General features: G+C 63.5%; 12 protein-coding genes and 1 pseudogene. 3 read left to right on the top strand and 10 right to left on the bottom strand.

All coding sequences use genetic code 11. From position 1 onward, the window contains the following. Positions 1-301 precede the first annotated feature (301 nt). A pseudogene (locus tag CPter91_RS25515) lies at positions 302-409 on the top strand (IS3 family transposase); the annotation flags it as partial. 19 nt (positions 410-428) lie between these two features. Here the strand turns inward: CPter91_RS25515 and CPter91_RS01855 are convergent. The 10 genes from CPter91_RS01855 to CPter91_RS01810 all read right to left on the bottom strand — a co-directional run bounded on the left by CPter91_RS01855 (position 429) and on the right by CPter91_RS01810 (position 11,990). Then, positions 429-659 (bottom strand): hypothetical protein, encoded by a 231-nt coding sequence (locus CPter91_RS01855; RefSeq protein WP_205631647.1) that lies wholly within the window; start codon positions 657-659, stop codon positions 429-431. An 87-nt stretch (positions 660-746) separates the two neighbouring features. Further along, positions 747-1,931 carry a M20 aminoacylase family protein gene (locus CPter91_RS01850; protein WP_061936225.1) on the bottom strand — a complete coding sequence of 395 codons (1,185 nt, stop codon included), beginning with the start codon at positions 1,929-1,931 and terminating at the stop codon, positions 747-749. A 72-nt stretch (positions 1,932-2,003) separates the two neighbouring features. Further along, positions 2,004-3,461 carry an aldehyde dehydrogenase family protein gene (locus CPter91_RS01845; RefSeq protein WP_061936222.1) on the bottom strand — a complete coding sequence of 486 codons (1,458 nt, stop codon included), beginning with the start codon at positions 3,459-3,461 and terminating at the stop codon, positions 2,004-2,006. A 54-nt stretch (positions 3,462-3,515) separates the two neighbouring features. After that, a complete protein-coding gene (locus CPter91_RS01840) occupies positions 3,516-4,841 on the bottom strand; it encodes an NAD(P)/FAD-dependent oxidoreductase (RefSeq protein WP_061945740.1) in 1,326 nt (441 codons plus the stop codon). A 2-nt stretch (positions 4,842-4,843) separates the two neighbouring features. Beyond that, on the bottom strand, positions 4,844-5,581 hold the full coding sequence (locus CPter91_RS01835) for a cupin domain-containing protein (protein WP_061936219.1): 738 nt from the start codon (positions 5,579-5,581) through the stop codon (positions 4,844-4,846). A gap of 102 nt (positions 5,582-5,683) precedes the next feature. Continuing rightward, positions 5,684-7,603 (bottom strand): ABC transporter ATP-binding protein, encoded by a 1,920-nt coding sequence (locus CPter91_RS01830; protein WP_061936216.1) that lies wholly within the window; start codon positions 7,601-7,603, stop codon positions 5,684-5,686. Between the two features lie 7 nt (positions 7,604-7,610). Then, positions 7,611-8,399 (bottom strand): ABC transporter permease, encoded by a 789-nt coding sequence (locus CPter91_RS01825; protein ID WP_061936213.1) that lies wholly within the window; start codon positions 8,397-8,399, stop codon positions 7,611-7,613. Between the two features lie 82 nt (positions 8,400-8,481). Next, positions 8,482-9,438 carry an ABC transporter permease gene (locus tag CPter91_RS01820; protein ID WP_061936210.1) on the bottom strand — a complete coding sequence of 319 codons (957 nt, stop codon included), beginning with the start codon at positions 9,436-9,438 and terminating at the stop codon, positions 8,482-8,484. 73 nt (positions 9,439-9,511) lie between these two features. Beyond that, on the bottom strand, positions 9,512-11,134 hold the full coding sequence (locus CPter91_RS01815; RefSeq protein ID WP_061936207.1) for an ABC transporter substrate-binding protein: 1,623 nt from the start codon (positions 11,132-11,134) through the stop codon (positions 9,512-9,514). A gap of 187 nt (positions 11,135-11,321) precedes the next feature. Next, positions 11,322-11,990 (bottom strand): haloacid dehalogenase type II, encoded by a 669-nt coding sequence (locus tag CPter91_RS01810; RefSeq protein WP_041741078.1) that lies wholly within the window; start codon positions 11,988-11,990, stop codon positions 11,322-11,324. A 574-nt stretch (positions 11,991-12,564) separates the two neighbouring features. Between CPter91_RS01810 and CPter91_RS01805 the strand changes: the two genes are divergently transcribed. Next, positions 12,565-13,446, top strand: coding sequence for a GNAT family N-acetyltransferase (locus CPter91_RS01805; RefSeq protein WP_061936205.1), 882 nt, complete (start codon positions 12,565-12,567; stop codon positions 13,444-13,446). A gap of 19 nt (positions 13,447-13,465) precedes the next feature. After that, complete coding sequence (locus tag CPter91_RS01800; RefSeq protein ID WP_061936202.1) at positions 13,466-14,392, top strand: 2-hydroxyacid dehydrogenase; 927 nt, start codon at positions 13,466-13,468, stop codon at positions 14,390-14,392. The last annotated feature ends 117 nt before the right edge of the window (positions 14,393-14,509 follow it).

Genomic DNA, 14,509 nt, shown 5'->3' with positions numbered 1-14,509 from the left:
GTCAGCGTACCCAATGTTCTTCCATATCACCGAAATCCCACAGCACGCGAGTGACTGACCGTCCAAGCAGTGCAGGTAAAGGGACAAGAGGTGGGGCCATAACTGACATGGAAATCGGCCCACTGCGTACCGGTTAGCAAGTTTGTTGTTAAGAGAGACCGAATTAGTGGAAAGAAATCGCTGCAGTTAGCATCTTTAGACGGTGTAGCTGAAAAAGAATATGGCTTACGGAACGCCGTGGATGCTAAGGGTCAGTTAGCATCTTTGTTCTGAGCAACCAATATTTGTGGTCCTTCAGAACAAAGATGCCTTGGCAGAATACATCCACTACTATAATAACGATCGCATCAAGCAAAAACTAAAAGGGCTGAGTCCCGTTCAATTCAGGACCCAGCCCTTGGCTGCCTAGGCAAACTAACCGTCCAACTTTATGGGGTCAGTTCAGAGGAGGCTTTCATCGAGATAACCTCGTTGTTCATGTAGTAACCCAGCTTAAAATCGATCTCTCCTCTAGGCGGAGGCAGATGCATGCCTATGTACCCGGGCTGCATCACTCGCTTGCTGCTGAATGCCTTATAGGCCTCCTCCACCGTGCCGATAACCTCCTTCATAGAGATCAACTTGCGCACTTCCTCTTTCTTGAGCAATAAGGTTTGCATTTGGTTTCCCATGATTGACTGCACGTGTGTACTGCAAGCATTGGTCGTTCGCATGAACGACCTAAAGAGCGCGAGCCGTGAGATGGCTTACTTGGTTGTGAAATAACGCTGCGCCAACGCCACCCAATACCGCACGCCATCTTCGATGATGTCGTCGTTGAAATCGTACTGCGGGTGATGCAGCGCCGACGCGGCCGTTCCCGGCGGGGCATTTCCGATTAGCACATAAGCGCCGGGCCGCTCTTCCAGCATGAAGCCGAAATCTTCCGAAGTCATGTTGGCCGGGAGGTCCGCCTTGATGCGTGCATTACCGAAGGTCTCGCGAATGACGGTTGCGCAAAACCTTGTCTCGGTCGGCGTATTGATGGTCGCAGGATAGTACTGAAAATACTCAACCTCCGCTTGCGCGCCATAAGCCAAGGCCAGTCCTTCGCACATCAGTTGGATATCGCGCTGCAACTTCTGTTGCAAGGTGGACGATAGCGTGCGAATCGTCCCGCGCAGTTCGGCTCGGTCCGGAATGACATTGTCGGTATCGCCTGCATGGAACATGCATACCGAAATGACGGCGGGATCGACCGGATCCTTGTGACGCGCCGCAATCGTCTGGCATTGCAGGACCATCGAACAAGCCAGCGGTATCGGATCCAGGCCCAGATGCGGTTGCGCCGCATGAGCGCCCTTGCCGGTGATCTTGATCCTGAAGCGTGAACCTGCCGCCATGATCGGGCCGCTGCGCAAACCGAAATGCCCGGCCGGCAAGCCGGGCCAATTGTGCATGCCGAACACCGCCTCGGTCGGACATTGCTCGAACAAGCCGTCATCGATCATCTTACGCGCGCCCGCGCCGCCCTCCTCTCCCGGCTGGAACACGAAATGCACGGTTCCCGGCAACTGCGGCATCTGCTTCAACACGCGCGCGGCGCCCAGCAACATCACGGTATGGCCGTCATGCCCGCAGGCATGCATGATCCCGTTCGCGCAGGAGGTGTGGGCGAAATCATTGGCTTCCTGGATCGGCAAGGCATCCATGTCGGCCCGCAGGACGATGCCGCGCCGCCGGTCGGCGCCGGGCAAGCTGGCGACCACGCCGGTTCCGCCCAGGCCGCGCACGACCTGGTAACCCAGCGCCTGGAGTTCGCTGGCAACGACCTGCGCCGTGCGATGTTCTTCGAACCGCAGCTCGGGATGCGCATGCAAATCGCGGCGCAGGCTTGCCCAGTGCGAACGATGGATGCTCAGTATTGAGTCGGGAATGACGGGAATTTCCATGCGCGATACCTTTAAAGACTGCCAGGCAGCCGCTCACGTTGCAGCGCCCGGACTGATATGTCGGGCCAGCTTTCAACCGTAGTACCCGAGGACGGATTTCACCTCCATGTACTCCTCCATCCCCTCGATGCCGTACTCGCGCCCGTTGCCGGACTGCTTGTAGCCGCCGAACGGCGCTTGCGGATCCCAGGCCGGGTAGTTCAAGTGGACTTGGCCTGACTGGATGCGCGCAGCCACCGCGCGCAGCTGTTCCTTGTCCGTTCCCTGTACATGGGCGCCCAGGCCATAGACCGTATCGTTGGCGATAGCGATGGCTTCCTCCACCGTGTCGTAGGGCAGGATCGCCAGCACCGGGCCGAAGATTTCCTGCTGTGCGATCACCATATCCGCATGCACGTCGGAAAAGATGGTCGGCCGCGCATAAAAGCCGCGCGCCAATCCCTCGGGCCGCCCCGGCCCGCCCGCCAGCAGACGGGCGCCATCCTGCAATCCTGCCTCGATCATCTGCTGCACCCGCTCGAACTGCGCGCGATTGGCCAGGGGACCGTGGGTGGTCGCCGCATCCATGGGATCGCCGACCTTCATCTGTCCCAGCGCCGCCAAGGCCAGTTGATGGGCGCGATCAAGCTGGTTGCGCGGCACGATCAGGCGCGTCGGCGCGCTGCACGATTGGCCCATGTTGCGGAACGCCGCGACCACGCCGGGCGGAATGGCCTGCGCCAGATCGGCGTCCGGCAGCACGATGTTGGGCGACTTGCCGCCCAGCTCCTGGGCCACGCGCTTGACGCCCGGCGCCGCCGCCTGCGCCACCAGCACGCCCGCGCGGGTAGAGCCGGTGATCGACACCATGTCCACTTGGGGATGCGCCGCCAGCGCCGCACCGACTTCGGCGCCGGTGCCGCTGACCAGGTTGAAGACACCGGGCGGCGCCCCGGCCTCGGCGACGATCTCGGCGAACAGCAAGGCCGACAATGGCGAGAGTTCGCTCGGTTTCAACACCACCGTGCAGCCTGCCGCCAGCGCCGGCCCGACCTTGGCGGTGATCTGGTAGATCGGCCAATTCCAGGGAGTGATCAGCGCGCACACGCCGATGGGTTCACGTAGGATCGCCGTCGTGCCGCGCGGCCGGATGAAGGGATAACTCACCAGGTTGTCGCGCGCCACCCGCAGGTGTTCGGCCGCCAGCGGCACGTGCGCGCTGCGTGCATAGCCGATCGGCGCGCCCATCTCCAGCGTGAGCGCCGCGGCGAACAGTTCGCTACGCTCCAGCAGCAGCGCATGGATTCGTTCCAACAACGCTGCGCGTTGCTGCGGAGGGGTTGCCGACCAGACCGGGAAAGCCCCGCGCGCAGCCAGCACCGCGCGTTCGGCATCGCGCGCATCGCCCAGTGCGATCTCGCACAGACTCTGTTCGGTCGAAGGGCAGATCACGGAGACCCGTTCCCGACCCTCAGGCAGTATCCAATGGCCGTCGATAAAGAGGCGCTCCAGCCGGCCGGCACGTTGTAGGTGGTGCAGAGGTGATGTCATTCAGTATGTCCTTACGGCGAAGCCGGCCCCCCGCAGTGGGAGCGCCGGCGATGTCTAGAAATCGGCAACCTTGCCCCACGCGGAACCGGCAAAGCGGCTCGGGTGATATGGGCGGGGATCGACCAGGGGCTCGGCGCCGGTCGCCAGGTCGGCGATCAGGTGGCCCGCGCCGGGGCCGATACCGAAGCCATGGCCGGAGAAGCCTGCGGCCAGGATCAGTCCGGGCACCTGCGGCGTCTCGCCGATGCCAGGCACTCCATCGGGTGTGCTGTCGACATAACCGGCCCAGGCGTGCGTGACCCTGGCGTTGCGCAATTCGGGCAGCAGCTCGATGGCTCGCCGATGGGTGGCGCGGATGGCTGCCGGATCGGCTTTGGGATCGAGGATGCGCATGCGCTCCATCGGCGTAGGCGCATCCAGGCGCCAGCGCGACATCGTCTCATGGCCGCTGCGTAGCGCTTCCAGGCCGCCCGGCGACAGGCTGCGCCAGCGCTTGGCGAACATAGGCAGGAATTGCGGCGAAAAGCGCAGGAACTGCCCGGTCGGATCCACCCGGGCGCGACCGCTGATGGCCAGCGCATAGGAACCGTCGCTACGCCGCGTGGCCGCCACGCCCGAGGTGAACAGCGCGCCGGGCAGCGGCTGGTCGATGGGCGCCACGCTCATGATCGATTGACGTACCGAGGCTTGCGGGAAGCGGATGTCCAACTGACGGCAGAACGACGAAGCCCAGGCGCCGCCGGCCAGCACCACGGTCCTGGTCTTGATGACACCGGCTTCGGTGACCACGCCGGCCACGCGCCCGGCTTCCATCTCGATGCCGCGCGCCGCGCATTGCTGGATTACGCTGCCGCCCAGCTTCATCACGGCGCGCGCCACGGCCGGCGCGGCCTTGACCGGGTCGGCGGTGCCATCGGTGGGCGAGAACACTCCGCCCTTCCAGCCACGGCCGGTTGCATGGCCGCGCTCGGCGGCTTGCCGACTGTCGAGCATATGGGTGGTCACGCCGGCGGTCTTGGCAAACTTGCCCCAACTGGCCCAGCGCGCCAATTCTTCGTCGTCATTACTGAGATACAGCAAGCCACAGCGCGTAAAGCCGGCATCCTCGCCGGACTCGGCGCTGAACTGCTCCCACAGGTCGATGCTCTTGGTGGCCATCGGCAATTCGCGCGCATCGCGGTTTTGCTGGCGGCACCAGCCCCAGTTGCGGCTGGACTGCTCGGCGCCGACCCGCCCCTTTTCCACCACGACCACGGACACGCCTCGCCGGGCCAGGTAATAAGCGGTGAAGATGCCGATGATGCCGCCGCCGATCACGACCACGTCGGCTGTGGCCGGAGGGATGGAAGGCGTCTGTACCAGGTTCAACGGAGGCGACATGGTCATTTCCCTTCGATTGCGGCCGGGGCGGTTTGCACCACGTAGAACTTGGCCACCCGTTCACTGCTCTCCCAGCCGATCGCCGCGCCCTGCGGCACGAAAACCGCGTCGCCGGCAGCCGCCGACACCACGCTGCCATCCGGCTCGGCAAAGCGCACGCCGCCGTCCAGGATATGCATGAACTCATTCACCGGATGCGCCCGCACGATACGGTGATAAGGCGTCGAATCCCAGGTGCCGGCCAGATACTTGCTGGACTCTTCATTGAAGACATTGTCACTGCGGCATTGCGGCACCGGTCCCAGCAGGATTTCCTTGGGCAACGAGTTAGCCGAAGGCTTGAAGTTGGCCTCGGCGTATAGCGGGAACACTCCGGATTGCGCCGCCTGCGGGCATGCGGCCGCACAGAATACCGCCAGCGCCGACGAGCTGGTAGTTAGACGAAGGGCCGTGCCCGCACCGATCACCACACCGCTGCCGGGCTGCACCACCAGCGGCGCCGCACCTGTGGTTTCCACGGTCAATTCGCCTTCGACAACGACCAAGGTTTCCACATGCGGGAAGCTGGCAACCTCCAGCGTGCCGTCGAAGCACAGGCGACCAGCGCTTATCGCGCCGATGCCTTCCCAGGCGATTTCGCGCCAGGGCGCAAAGGGATCGTTGCCGCCCAGTCCTGCGCGGCGGAATACGGTGGAAACGGGCGCGCCTGAAGCACGATACAACACCAGCGTTGCGGTCATTTCTTCTCCTGAATGAGGGCCGGCGGCAGACTCGACAGCTTCGCCTGCGACGGCCCGGATATGTCGCCTGCACTCTTGCGCAGGCCTGTCGTCAACCGATCGTCAAACCGTCACGCCATCCACCGGCAGCAGCGGCGATTGATATTGCTTCAGCTCGGCATCGGAGCGATGGCAAAGGATCTCGCCGCCATGCTCCATGTGGCGCCGGCGCGGGGCTACCATATTGCACACGCCGTCCAGGCGCATCGTGCAACGCGGCAGGAAGGTGCAGATGTCGGGCGATGCCTGCACCGGCCCGATCGGCGGCAGCTTGTGCTGGCCCGCGCCAGATGCCTGCTCCAGCCAACCCTGCTGCATGGCCGGCACCGACGACAGCAGCAGATGCGAATACGGGTGGTAAGGCGGCGCCATCATCGCCTGGCGCGGGCGGTTGGCCACCATGCGCCCGGCATACAGCACCACGATGTCATCGCAGATGGCGCGCACCGTGCTGATGTCATGGCTGATGAACATGTAGGACACCTGCAGCTCGCGCCGCAGCTCGGCCAGCAATTCCAGGATGGCGGCCGCCACCACGGTATCCAGCGCCGAGGTCACCTCATCGCACAGGATCAGGTCAGGCTTGGCCGCCAGCGCCCGCGCCAGGTTCACGCGCTGCTTCTGGCCGCCTGAGAGCTCGCTCGGCAGGCGGTCGATCACGCTCGACGGCAGACGCACCAGGTCCAGCAGCTCGGCCGTGCGACGGCGCATGGCCTCGCCGTTCAGACCGTGATAGAAGCTCAGCGGCCGGTTCAGGATACGGCCGATGGTATGGGCTGGATTGAGCGCCGTATCGGCGTTCTGGAACACGATCTGTACCCGGCGGAACTGTTCCCGGCTGCGTCCCTGCAGCGTAGGCGAGAGATTTTCGCCATCGAGCTGGATGCTGCCGCGCGCCGGCGCGATCATGCCGGCCACCGCACGTGCCAGCGTGGTCTTGCCCGATCCCGATTCGCCGATGATGCCGACCGTGCTGCCGCGCTGTATCGTCAGGTTGATATCGTCCAGGATCCGCACCCCCGGCAGACCCAGGCGATCCGGGCTGCCATAGCCGGCGATCAGACCGCTGATGCGCAGCAGCGGCGCCTTGGCCTGTGCAGCCGGCGCCGGATCCGGCAATATCTCCCGCACCTGCGCCACGCGCGAGGCTGGCGTAGCGGCGGCGATCAGGCTTTGCGTATAGCTGTCGGCCGGCGCCTGCAGCACCTGGCCGGTCTGGCCCATCTCGCGCACGGCGCCATCGCGCAGCACAATGATGCGATCAGCCATCTGCGCCACCACCGCCAGGTCATGCGAGACATAGACAGCCGTCGTACCCAATTCCCTGACCACCTTCTTGAAGGCACGCAGCACCTCGATCTGGGTGGTCACATCCAGCGCGGTAGTCGGCTCATCCAGGATCACCAGCTCAGGATCGGTGATCAGGGCCATGGCCGCCATCACGCGCTGTAACTGCCCGCCGGAGACCTGATGCGGGTAGCGCCGGCCAATATGCTCGGGGTCCGGCAAGGCCAGCGCGCGAAACAGCTCGACCGCCTTGCGCATGGCACTGGCCTTGTCCATCACGCGGTGTTGCAGGGCGCTTTCGATGACCTGGTCCATGAGAGTACGCGCCGGGTTGAAGGCGGCCGCTGCGCTCTGCGCGATGTAGGCGACGTGGTGACCGCGCATGGCCAGCAGCGCCTTCTCATCCATCTGGTCGATCTGCCGCTGGCCGATGCGGATGCGGCCGCCGGCGATGTGGCAGCCGGCGCGTGCATAGCCCAACAACGACAGCGCAATGGTAGTCTTGCCGGAACCGGACTCTCCGATCAGCGCCAGCACTTCGCCGCGCGCCACGGTGAAATCGACGTCCTTGACGATCTCCACCGAGGAGCCGTCGTCCTTGCGGGCGTTGACGCGCAGGCCGCTGACGCTCACCAGCGGCTCGCCAGGGGGCGTCTCGGGCGCCGTCGTCTTGCCGAGGAATTGGTCGAACTGCATCACGGGCTTACTCCTTGGCAGCGCGTTTGCCGCGCAGGTTATCGATCAGCAGGTTCACGCCGATGGTCAGCGAGGCAATGGCCAGCGCCGGCATGATCACCGCCAGCGCGCCCTCGCCCAGTCCGGAAATGTTTTCCCGCACCAGCGAGCCCCAGTCGGCGTCTGGCGGCTGCACACCCAGGCTCAGAAAACTCAGCCCGCTCAACAGCAGCACCACGTACACAAAGCGCAGCCCGAAGTCGGCCAGCACCGGGCGGATCATGTTGGGCAGCATCTCCATTGTCATGATGTACCACACGCCCTCGCCGCGCGCCCGCGCAGCCTGCACGTATTCCATGGCCTGCACGTTGACCGCCACCGAGCGGGCGATACGGTAGGCGCCCGGCATGTAGGTGATGGCGGCGGTCGTCACCAGGAGCCACATGGAGGAACCGAAGGTCGCCACCATCATCAATGCGAACATCTTGCTGGGAATCGAGATCAGCGCATCGAGCGCTCGGCTGATGACGGCGTCGCGCCAGCCTCCGGTGAAGGCGGCGTACAACGCAACGGCCGTGCCGATGCTGCTGGCCAGCAGTGTCGCCGCCAGCGCCAGGCCGATGGTGGCCCGCGTGCCGAAGAGGATGCGGCTCAGCATGTCGCGCCCCAGGTAATCACTGCCCAGCAGGAACTTGCGGCTCATGCCGGAAAATACATCGACATCGACGATGGCGGTGGCGTCGTAGGGCGAGATGGTCGGGCCTATGATGGCCATGAGCAGCCAGAAGCCGACGATGCCCATGCCAATCCAGGCCATGGCGGAATGGCGGTGCGGCTTCTTGGGGCGGCGCTGGCGCGGGCGGTCGAGGCCTCGGCGCGCGCGGAATCGTGGAGGGCTTTCATCGTGTCTTCAACCTCGGATTGGAAACAATGGCCAGTACATCGGCGGTCAGCACCAGCAGCAGGTAGCCGGCACAGAAGATCATCGAACAGGCTTGCACCAGCGGCATGTCGCGGGTGGTGACGGCATCGATCATCAGGGTGGCGATACCGGGATAGTTGAAGATGCTCTCGACGATGATCACGCCCCCCAACAGGTAGGACAGGCTCAGCGCCACCGCATTGGCGATCGGACCGATGGCGTTGGGCAAGGCGTGGCGCAGCACGATGCGGGTGCGCCTGACGCCTTTGAGCAAGGCCATCTCGGCATAGGAGGAACGCAACTGGTCGATCACCGCCGCGCGCGTCATGCGCGTCATCTGCGCCACGATCACGCAGCAGAGCGTCATCACCGGCATCGCATAGGACTTGATAAAGGCACCCAAGGTGGCGGCATCGGCCGAATGCGACAACGCCGACAGCCAGCGCAGCTTGACCGCGAAGATCATCACCGCGATGGTGGCGATCAGGAATTCCGGCACCGAGACCAGCGACACCGCGCTGACATTGACCACGCGATCGAAGGTCGAGCCGCGATACATGGCCGAGGCGATACCCAGCAACAACGCCAGCGGTACTGACACCGCTGCCGTGACTGCCGCCAGCATCAGCGATGCAGGCAAGCGGCCACCGATCATCTGCGCTACCGGCACGTTATTGACCAACGATATGCCGGGGTTGCCCGAGAGCAGGTCCCCCAACCACCGGGCATAACGCAATGGCGCCGGCAGGTCCAGCCCGTACTGCAGGCGCAACGCCGCCACCGTCTCGGGCGTGGCGGCCTGGCCCAGCGCCGCTTGGGCCGCGTCGCCCGGCAACAGGTTGGTGATGAAGAACACGCCGGCCGACACCAGCAACAGCGTCAGTGCCGCCAGCGCCAGGCGGCGCAGTATCAGACGCAGGACCATTCCATTCATAGCTATCCTCGATAAGCAGGTCACGGGCCACGACGGGGTTGCCCCGCCTGGCCTCTACTTCTATTGCCTGTGCTCAGGCGTCCATCCAGACATACTCGGCACAGGTGTAGTTCATGAACGCACCCAGAGGGATTGCATCAATGCCCTTGACCCTGCTGCTAATGCCTTCGAGGTTGGTGATGAAGACCGGGATGCCGATGCCGCCCTTCTCGTGCACCAGCGTCTGCAGGTCGGCGTACATCTGCTTGCGCTTGCTGAAATCGGTCTCGCCGCGCGCCGCCACCACCAGTTGGTCGAACTGCGCGTTCTTCCAGCCTGATTCGTTCCACTGTGCATCGGACTTGAAGAACTGTGTGAACAGAATGTCGGCGCTGGGACGCGGATTGATATTGCCAAAGCCCAACGGCACCTTCATCCACTGGTTGGCCCAGTAGCCGTCGGCCGGAACCCGCTTCAGATCCAGCTTCAGGCCGATCTTCTGCGCGCTTTGCTGCATCAGCACGCCTATGTCCACCGATCCGGTCGCGGCCACCGAGGCTACCAGCGGGATGCTGCTGCCCAGCACGCCCGCCTTCTGCAGGTGGAATTTGGCCTTGTCCGGGTCGTAGGGACGCTGCGGCAGGCCGGCGAAGTAGAAGCGGTTGGTCGGATCGATCGGCTGGTCGTTGGCGGTCACGGCGAAACCGCGGAAGGCGGCGGTCTTGATCTGCTCGCGATCCATCAGGTACTTCATGCCCAGCGTGAAATCCTGGCTGTTGCCGGGCGCCGCGTCCTGGCGGATCACCAGATCCGTGTAAAGACCGGACTTGGTCTCCATTACCGTGTAGCCGGTCGTGGACTTGATGCGACCGGTGGAGCGCGCATTGACGTCGTTGATCCAATGCACATCGCCCGAAAGCAGCGCATTGACGCGTGCGGCCTCGTCGGGGATGCCAAAGAGCTCGACCTCGTCCAGGTAAGGCAGACCAGACTTCCAGTAATTCTCGTTGCGCACGGCGATGGTACGCACGCCCGGCGTGAATTCCTTGCACTTGAAGGCGCCGGTGCCGTTGGGCGTGGTGAAGTTGGTGGTGCCGTCGCGGACGATGAGGAACTGGGCAGTGGCCAGGATCACCGGCAGGTCGGCGTTGGCGCTGGTCAGCTTGATCTGGACTTCATTTGGGCCGGTGGTCTTGACCGATTCGATCTGATCGGCCAGCACCTTGACCTTGGAGGCCGTGGCCGGGTCCTTGTGGCGCATCAGCGAATAAACCACGTCGGCCGGCGCGAACGGCTTGCCGTCGTGAAACAGCACGCCTTTGCGCAGCTTGACGGTCCACAGCGTGGCGTCGGTGGTCAGCATTTCCTCGGCCAGCACCATTTGCGGGCCGAGCTTGCCATCCAGCTTGGTCAGGCCGTTGTAGAACATGTGAACGCGCGTGTAATCGGTGGAGTGCGCGGTCTTGGCCGGGTCGAGGGTATCGGCGGTGGAGCTGGTCTGGGTCGCAATGCGCATCTTGCCGCCGCGCTTTGGCGGCAGCGCCATGGCGCTGCCGCTGGCGCTGAGCAGGCCCGCAGAGCCCATCGTCATAAGACTGCCGGCCAGCAGGGTGCGCATCATATCGCGGCGGGTGAAGCCGCCCCGCTCGTTTTCCAGCGAATCGCCGGTAATGATGTTTCCCTCTGTGGGGTATCGTCCGTTTTCCTGCTTGCTCATGAAAAGCCTCACAATAAAAATTCAACCACGAAGACCACCGACCTGCCCCGCCCTCCTGCTCACGCAGATTGCTCCACGCGGGGGCCTGTCACCTGATGTGTCCGCTCACCTGTCGCAACTTTGATACTAACTGCCGCGACGCCCGGACCACAGACTTTGCCAACGACGACCCGGCTGCCGCCGGTTGCTACAGACCAACCACCCCCGGCAGGCCGGACAGGTCGGAGATTTCGGTATAACCGTAATACGGGGTGGACGGTTCATGGCCGCGGGCGACGAATACCTTGTTCTTGATACCCATGTCGGAGGCTGGCATCAGGTCGTAGCGCAGACTGGAGGACACGTGCAACACCTCTTCCGGATTGCAGTTCAGATTGTCGAGCATATATTCGAAGGCGCGCAGGCGCGGCTTGTAAGCTTGTGCCTGCTGGGCGGTAAAGACCTTGTGGAAAGGCGCACCGAGCTGTTCGACGTTGTGCATGATCTGGCTGTCGTCGGCATTGGAGAAGATCACCAGCGGGATTTCCTTTGCCACCTTGGCCAGCGCGGCCGGCACGTCGGGATGCGGCCCCCAGGTCGGTACGGCCTTGTAGAAGGTGCCCATCTCTTCATCGGTGGTCTTGACCCCCCAGCGCTCGCAGGTGCGCCGAATGGCGTTCTTGCACACCTGCTCATAGGGCTTCCACTGGTCCAGCACTTCATCCAGGCGGTAAGCCGCGAACTGGCGCAGGAAGAATGGCATGTCGGCCTCGGCGACGCGATCGGCGTAGAGCTTCTTGGCCGTTTCCGCCATCTGGAAACGGGTCAGCGTGCCATAGCAATCGAAGGTGATGAATTTGGGCTTGAAAGTGCTCATTGAAAATCGTCCTATCAAAAAAGTGTTCGCGTCACCGGAATGGTCTTGCGAATGACATGGTGCTAATCCTTTTACTTGCGGGTTCAATCCACGGGAATGATTACAACATATCGAAACTTGTGATTTACTCCTTTTTGACCGGGTCACGAAACAGAAATATGTGTTTTCGATGGCGCAATCAGCATAGCTTGCCGAGCAGTGCAGCAATGCGAGCCGGGCGCACCCCTTTGGGGCGAATTCACCGTGGCGGTGCGGGTCGAGCCCGCCTGCGCGCAGAGTTGCCTGCTTAATTTTTCCCTCTCGACAGGTGCATTGACTAATAGAAAATCTGGCATGGCGTTTACGGATGAAATATGAAATGAGCGCCACACAAAAGAGAGAAGCGCGCCTGTCTACCTCATGCTATGCCGAAGCTGCCCAATTTTGTGCCGAGAACGGGGGGCAGATCGCCATAAAATTGCGAATTCGCGCCATCGAAAACAAACGCTGCGCGGCGCCAAAGAGGCATCATCATTGCTAGTAACCGGCCATGCTGCGCCGTGGCCCCGTAAACAGATATATAAGGAAGCGTTCAATGCAAGCTGCAAGGACACTGCCGGCCGGCCAGGCCACACTGCGCGCCATGCGTGAGACCGACCTGCAGGCCTGCCACGGCCTGAGTCAGCATCTGAAATGGCCGCACCGCCTGGCCGACTGGCAATTCCATCATGCGGTCAGTCGTGGCTGGGTAGTGACGCTGACGCGTACCGGGGCCGCCCCCGAGACATCGGGCAGCGGCATGCTGTGTTATTGCGGCCCCGAGCACGCCACGCTGGGCCTGGTCATCATCAGCGATGCCCTGCAAGGCCACGGCCTGGGGCGTGCCATGATGCAGCAACTGCTGGCCGACGCCGGTGGGCGTAGCGTGATCCTCAATGCCACGGCGGCCGGCCGGCCTCTATATGAAAAGCTGGGCTTCCAGGCCATCGATACCCTGAGTCAACACCAGAGCGACACGGCGCAGGCGCCGCGCACGGCATTGCCGCCAGGCAGCCGCATCCGTCCGCTGCGAGCAGACGAAGCGCCGGCCTTGCTGGCATTCGACCGTCACGCCAGCGGCATGGACCGTAGCGCCGTGCTGACGGCCCTGCTCAAGTTCGCCGAGGTAGCGGTACTGGAACAGGATGGTCGCGTCAAGGGCGTGGCGATGCTGCGCGCATTCGGGCGCGGCCACGTGATCGGGCCGGTTATCGCGGCCGACCTTGAGGACGCGAAAACGCTGATCAGTCACTGGGTCAATGCCTGCCCTGGCGCCTTCCTGCGCATCGACGTGCCGGGCAAGAGCGGCCTGAAACCATGGCTGCAGGACATCGGCCTCGCCTGCGTGGACAACGTCGCGACCATGTGCCGTGGCAGCGCGCCCCATGGCGATGCGCAATGGCGAATCTATTCCATCATCAACCAGGCGCTGGGCTGACGCCGGCGCAAACGACATCATGACTTTTCTCTACAAGGCCGACCTGGAACGCGGCGCCGAATGGGGCCGGCTCTTCGCCCAGAAGGCGCCGGAACTACCCTTCCACCTGTGGCCGTATGAAGGCGATCCCGCCAGCGTGCGTTATCTGGCGGCATGGACGCCGCCCGAAGACATCGCCCAGCGTTTCCCCAATCTGGAGATCCTGTTTTCGGTGGGCGCCGGCATCGACCAGTTCGAGATGTCCGGCCTGCCGCCGGAGCTGCCGGTGGTGCGCATGACCGAGCCAGGCATCGCCGCCGGCATGGTGCAATATGTAACCCACGCGGTGCTGGGCCTGCACCGTGACAGTCGCCACTATGTCCGCCAGCAACAGCAGCAGATATGGCAGGCGCGCCGCGTGCGCCCGGCCAGCGCCTGCCGGATCGGCGTACTGGGGCTGGGGATGCTGGGGCGGGCCGTGCTGCAGCAATTGCATGGCCTGGGCTTCCCCTGCGCCGGCTGGAGCCGATCACCGCATCAGATCGACGGCGTCGAGTGCCATAGCGGTTGCGATGGCCTGGATCATTTCCTGGCGCGCAGCGATGTGCTGATCTGCCTGCTGCCGCTCACTGATGACACGCGCGGCATCCTGTGCCGCGCATTGTTCGCGCAATTGCCGCGCGGCGCGGCGCTGATCAATGTAGGACGCGGTGGCCACCTGGTCGAGGACGATCTGCTGGCAGCCCTGCAGGACGGCCAACTGAGCGCCGCCGTGCTGGACGTCTGCAATACCGAGCCGTTGCCGGCCGGCCACCCGTTCTGGCGCCATCCCGACATCGTCATCACACCGCATGTCGCCAGCATGACCCAGCCCGACGGTGCGGTCGATGCGGTGCTGGAAAACCTGCGGCGCCATCGTGCCGGCATGCCGCTTCTGGGACTGATCGACCGCCGGCGAGGCTACTGAGATGTACGAAGGAGCCGGCGGGCAAACATTCTGCCGATTCCCTGCCTGACAACGGTACATCATGCCGCCGCGCCATCGCAGTTCGCGTCACACGCATATCGGCGTAAGCTTATGCTG

The organism is Collimonas pratensis (assembly GCF_001584185.1).
Classification (GTDB): Bacteria; Pseudomonadota; Gammaproteobacteria; order Burkholderiales; family Burkholderiaceae_D; genus Collimonas; species Collimonas pratensis.
This window is presented reverse-complemented; position numbering and strand designations above follow the sequence as displayed.

Excerpts from the sequence above, each read along its gene's own strand:
- CPter91_RS01830 (WP_061936216.1), bottom strand. The coding sequence starts at position 7,603 with ATGCAGTTCGACCAATTCCTCGGCAAGACGACGGCGCCCGAGACGCCC.
- CPter91_RS01835 (WP_061936219.1), bottom strand. The coding sequence starts at position 5,581 with ATGACCGCAACGCTGGTGTTGTATCGTGCTTCAGGCGCGCCCGTTTCC.
- CPter91_RS01845 (WP_061936222.1), bottom strand. The coding sequence starts at position 3,461 with ATGACATCACCTCTGCACCACCTACAACGTGCCGGCCGGCTGGAGCGC.
- CPter91_RS01825 (WP_061936213.1), bottom strand. The coding sequence starts at position 8,399 with ATGGCCTGGATTGGCATGGGCATCGTCGGCTTCTGGCTGCTCATGGCC.
- CPter91_RS01820 (WP_061936210.1), bottom strand. The coding sequence starts at position 9,438 with ATGAATGGAATGGTCCTGCGTCTGATACTGCGCCGCCTGGCGCTGGCG.
- CPter91_RS01815 (WP_061936207.1), bottom strand. The coding sequence starts at position 11,134 with ATGAGCAAGCAGGAAAACGGACGATACCCCACAGAGGGAAACATCATT.
- CPter91_RS01800 (WP_061936202.1), top strand. The coding sequence starts at position 13,466 with ATGACTTTTCTCTACAAGGCCGACCTGGAACGCGGCGCCGAATGGGGC.
- CPter91_RS01805 (WP_061936205.1), top strand. The coding sequence starts at position 12,565 with ATGCAAGCTGCAAGGACACTGCCGGCCGGCCAGGCCACACTGCGCGCC.
- CPter91_RS01855 (WP_205631647.1), bottom strand. The coding sequence starts at position 659 with ATGCAAACCTTATTGCTCAAGAAAGAGGAAGTGCGCAAGTTGATCTCT.
- CPter91_RS01810 (WP_041741078.1), bottom strand. The coding sequence starts at position 11,990 with ATGAGCACTTTCAAGCCCAAATTCATCACCTTCGATTGCTATGGCACG.
- CPter91_RS01840 (WP_061945740.1), bottom strand. The coding sequence starts at position 4,841 with ATGTCGCCTCCGTTGAACCTGGTACAGACGCCTTCCATCCCTCCGGCC.
- CPter91_RS01850 (WP_061936225.1), bottom strand. The coding sequence starts at position 1,931 with ATGGAAATTCCCGTCATTCCCGACTCAATACTGAGCATCCATCGTTCG.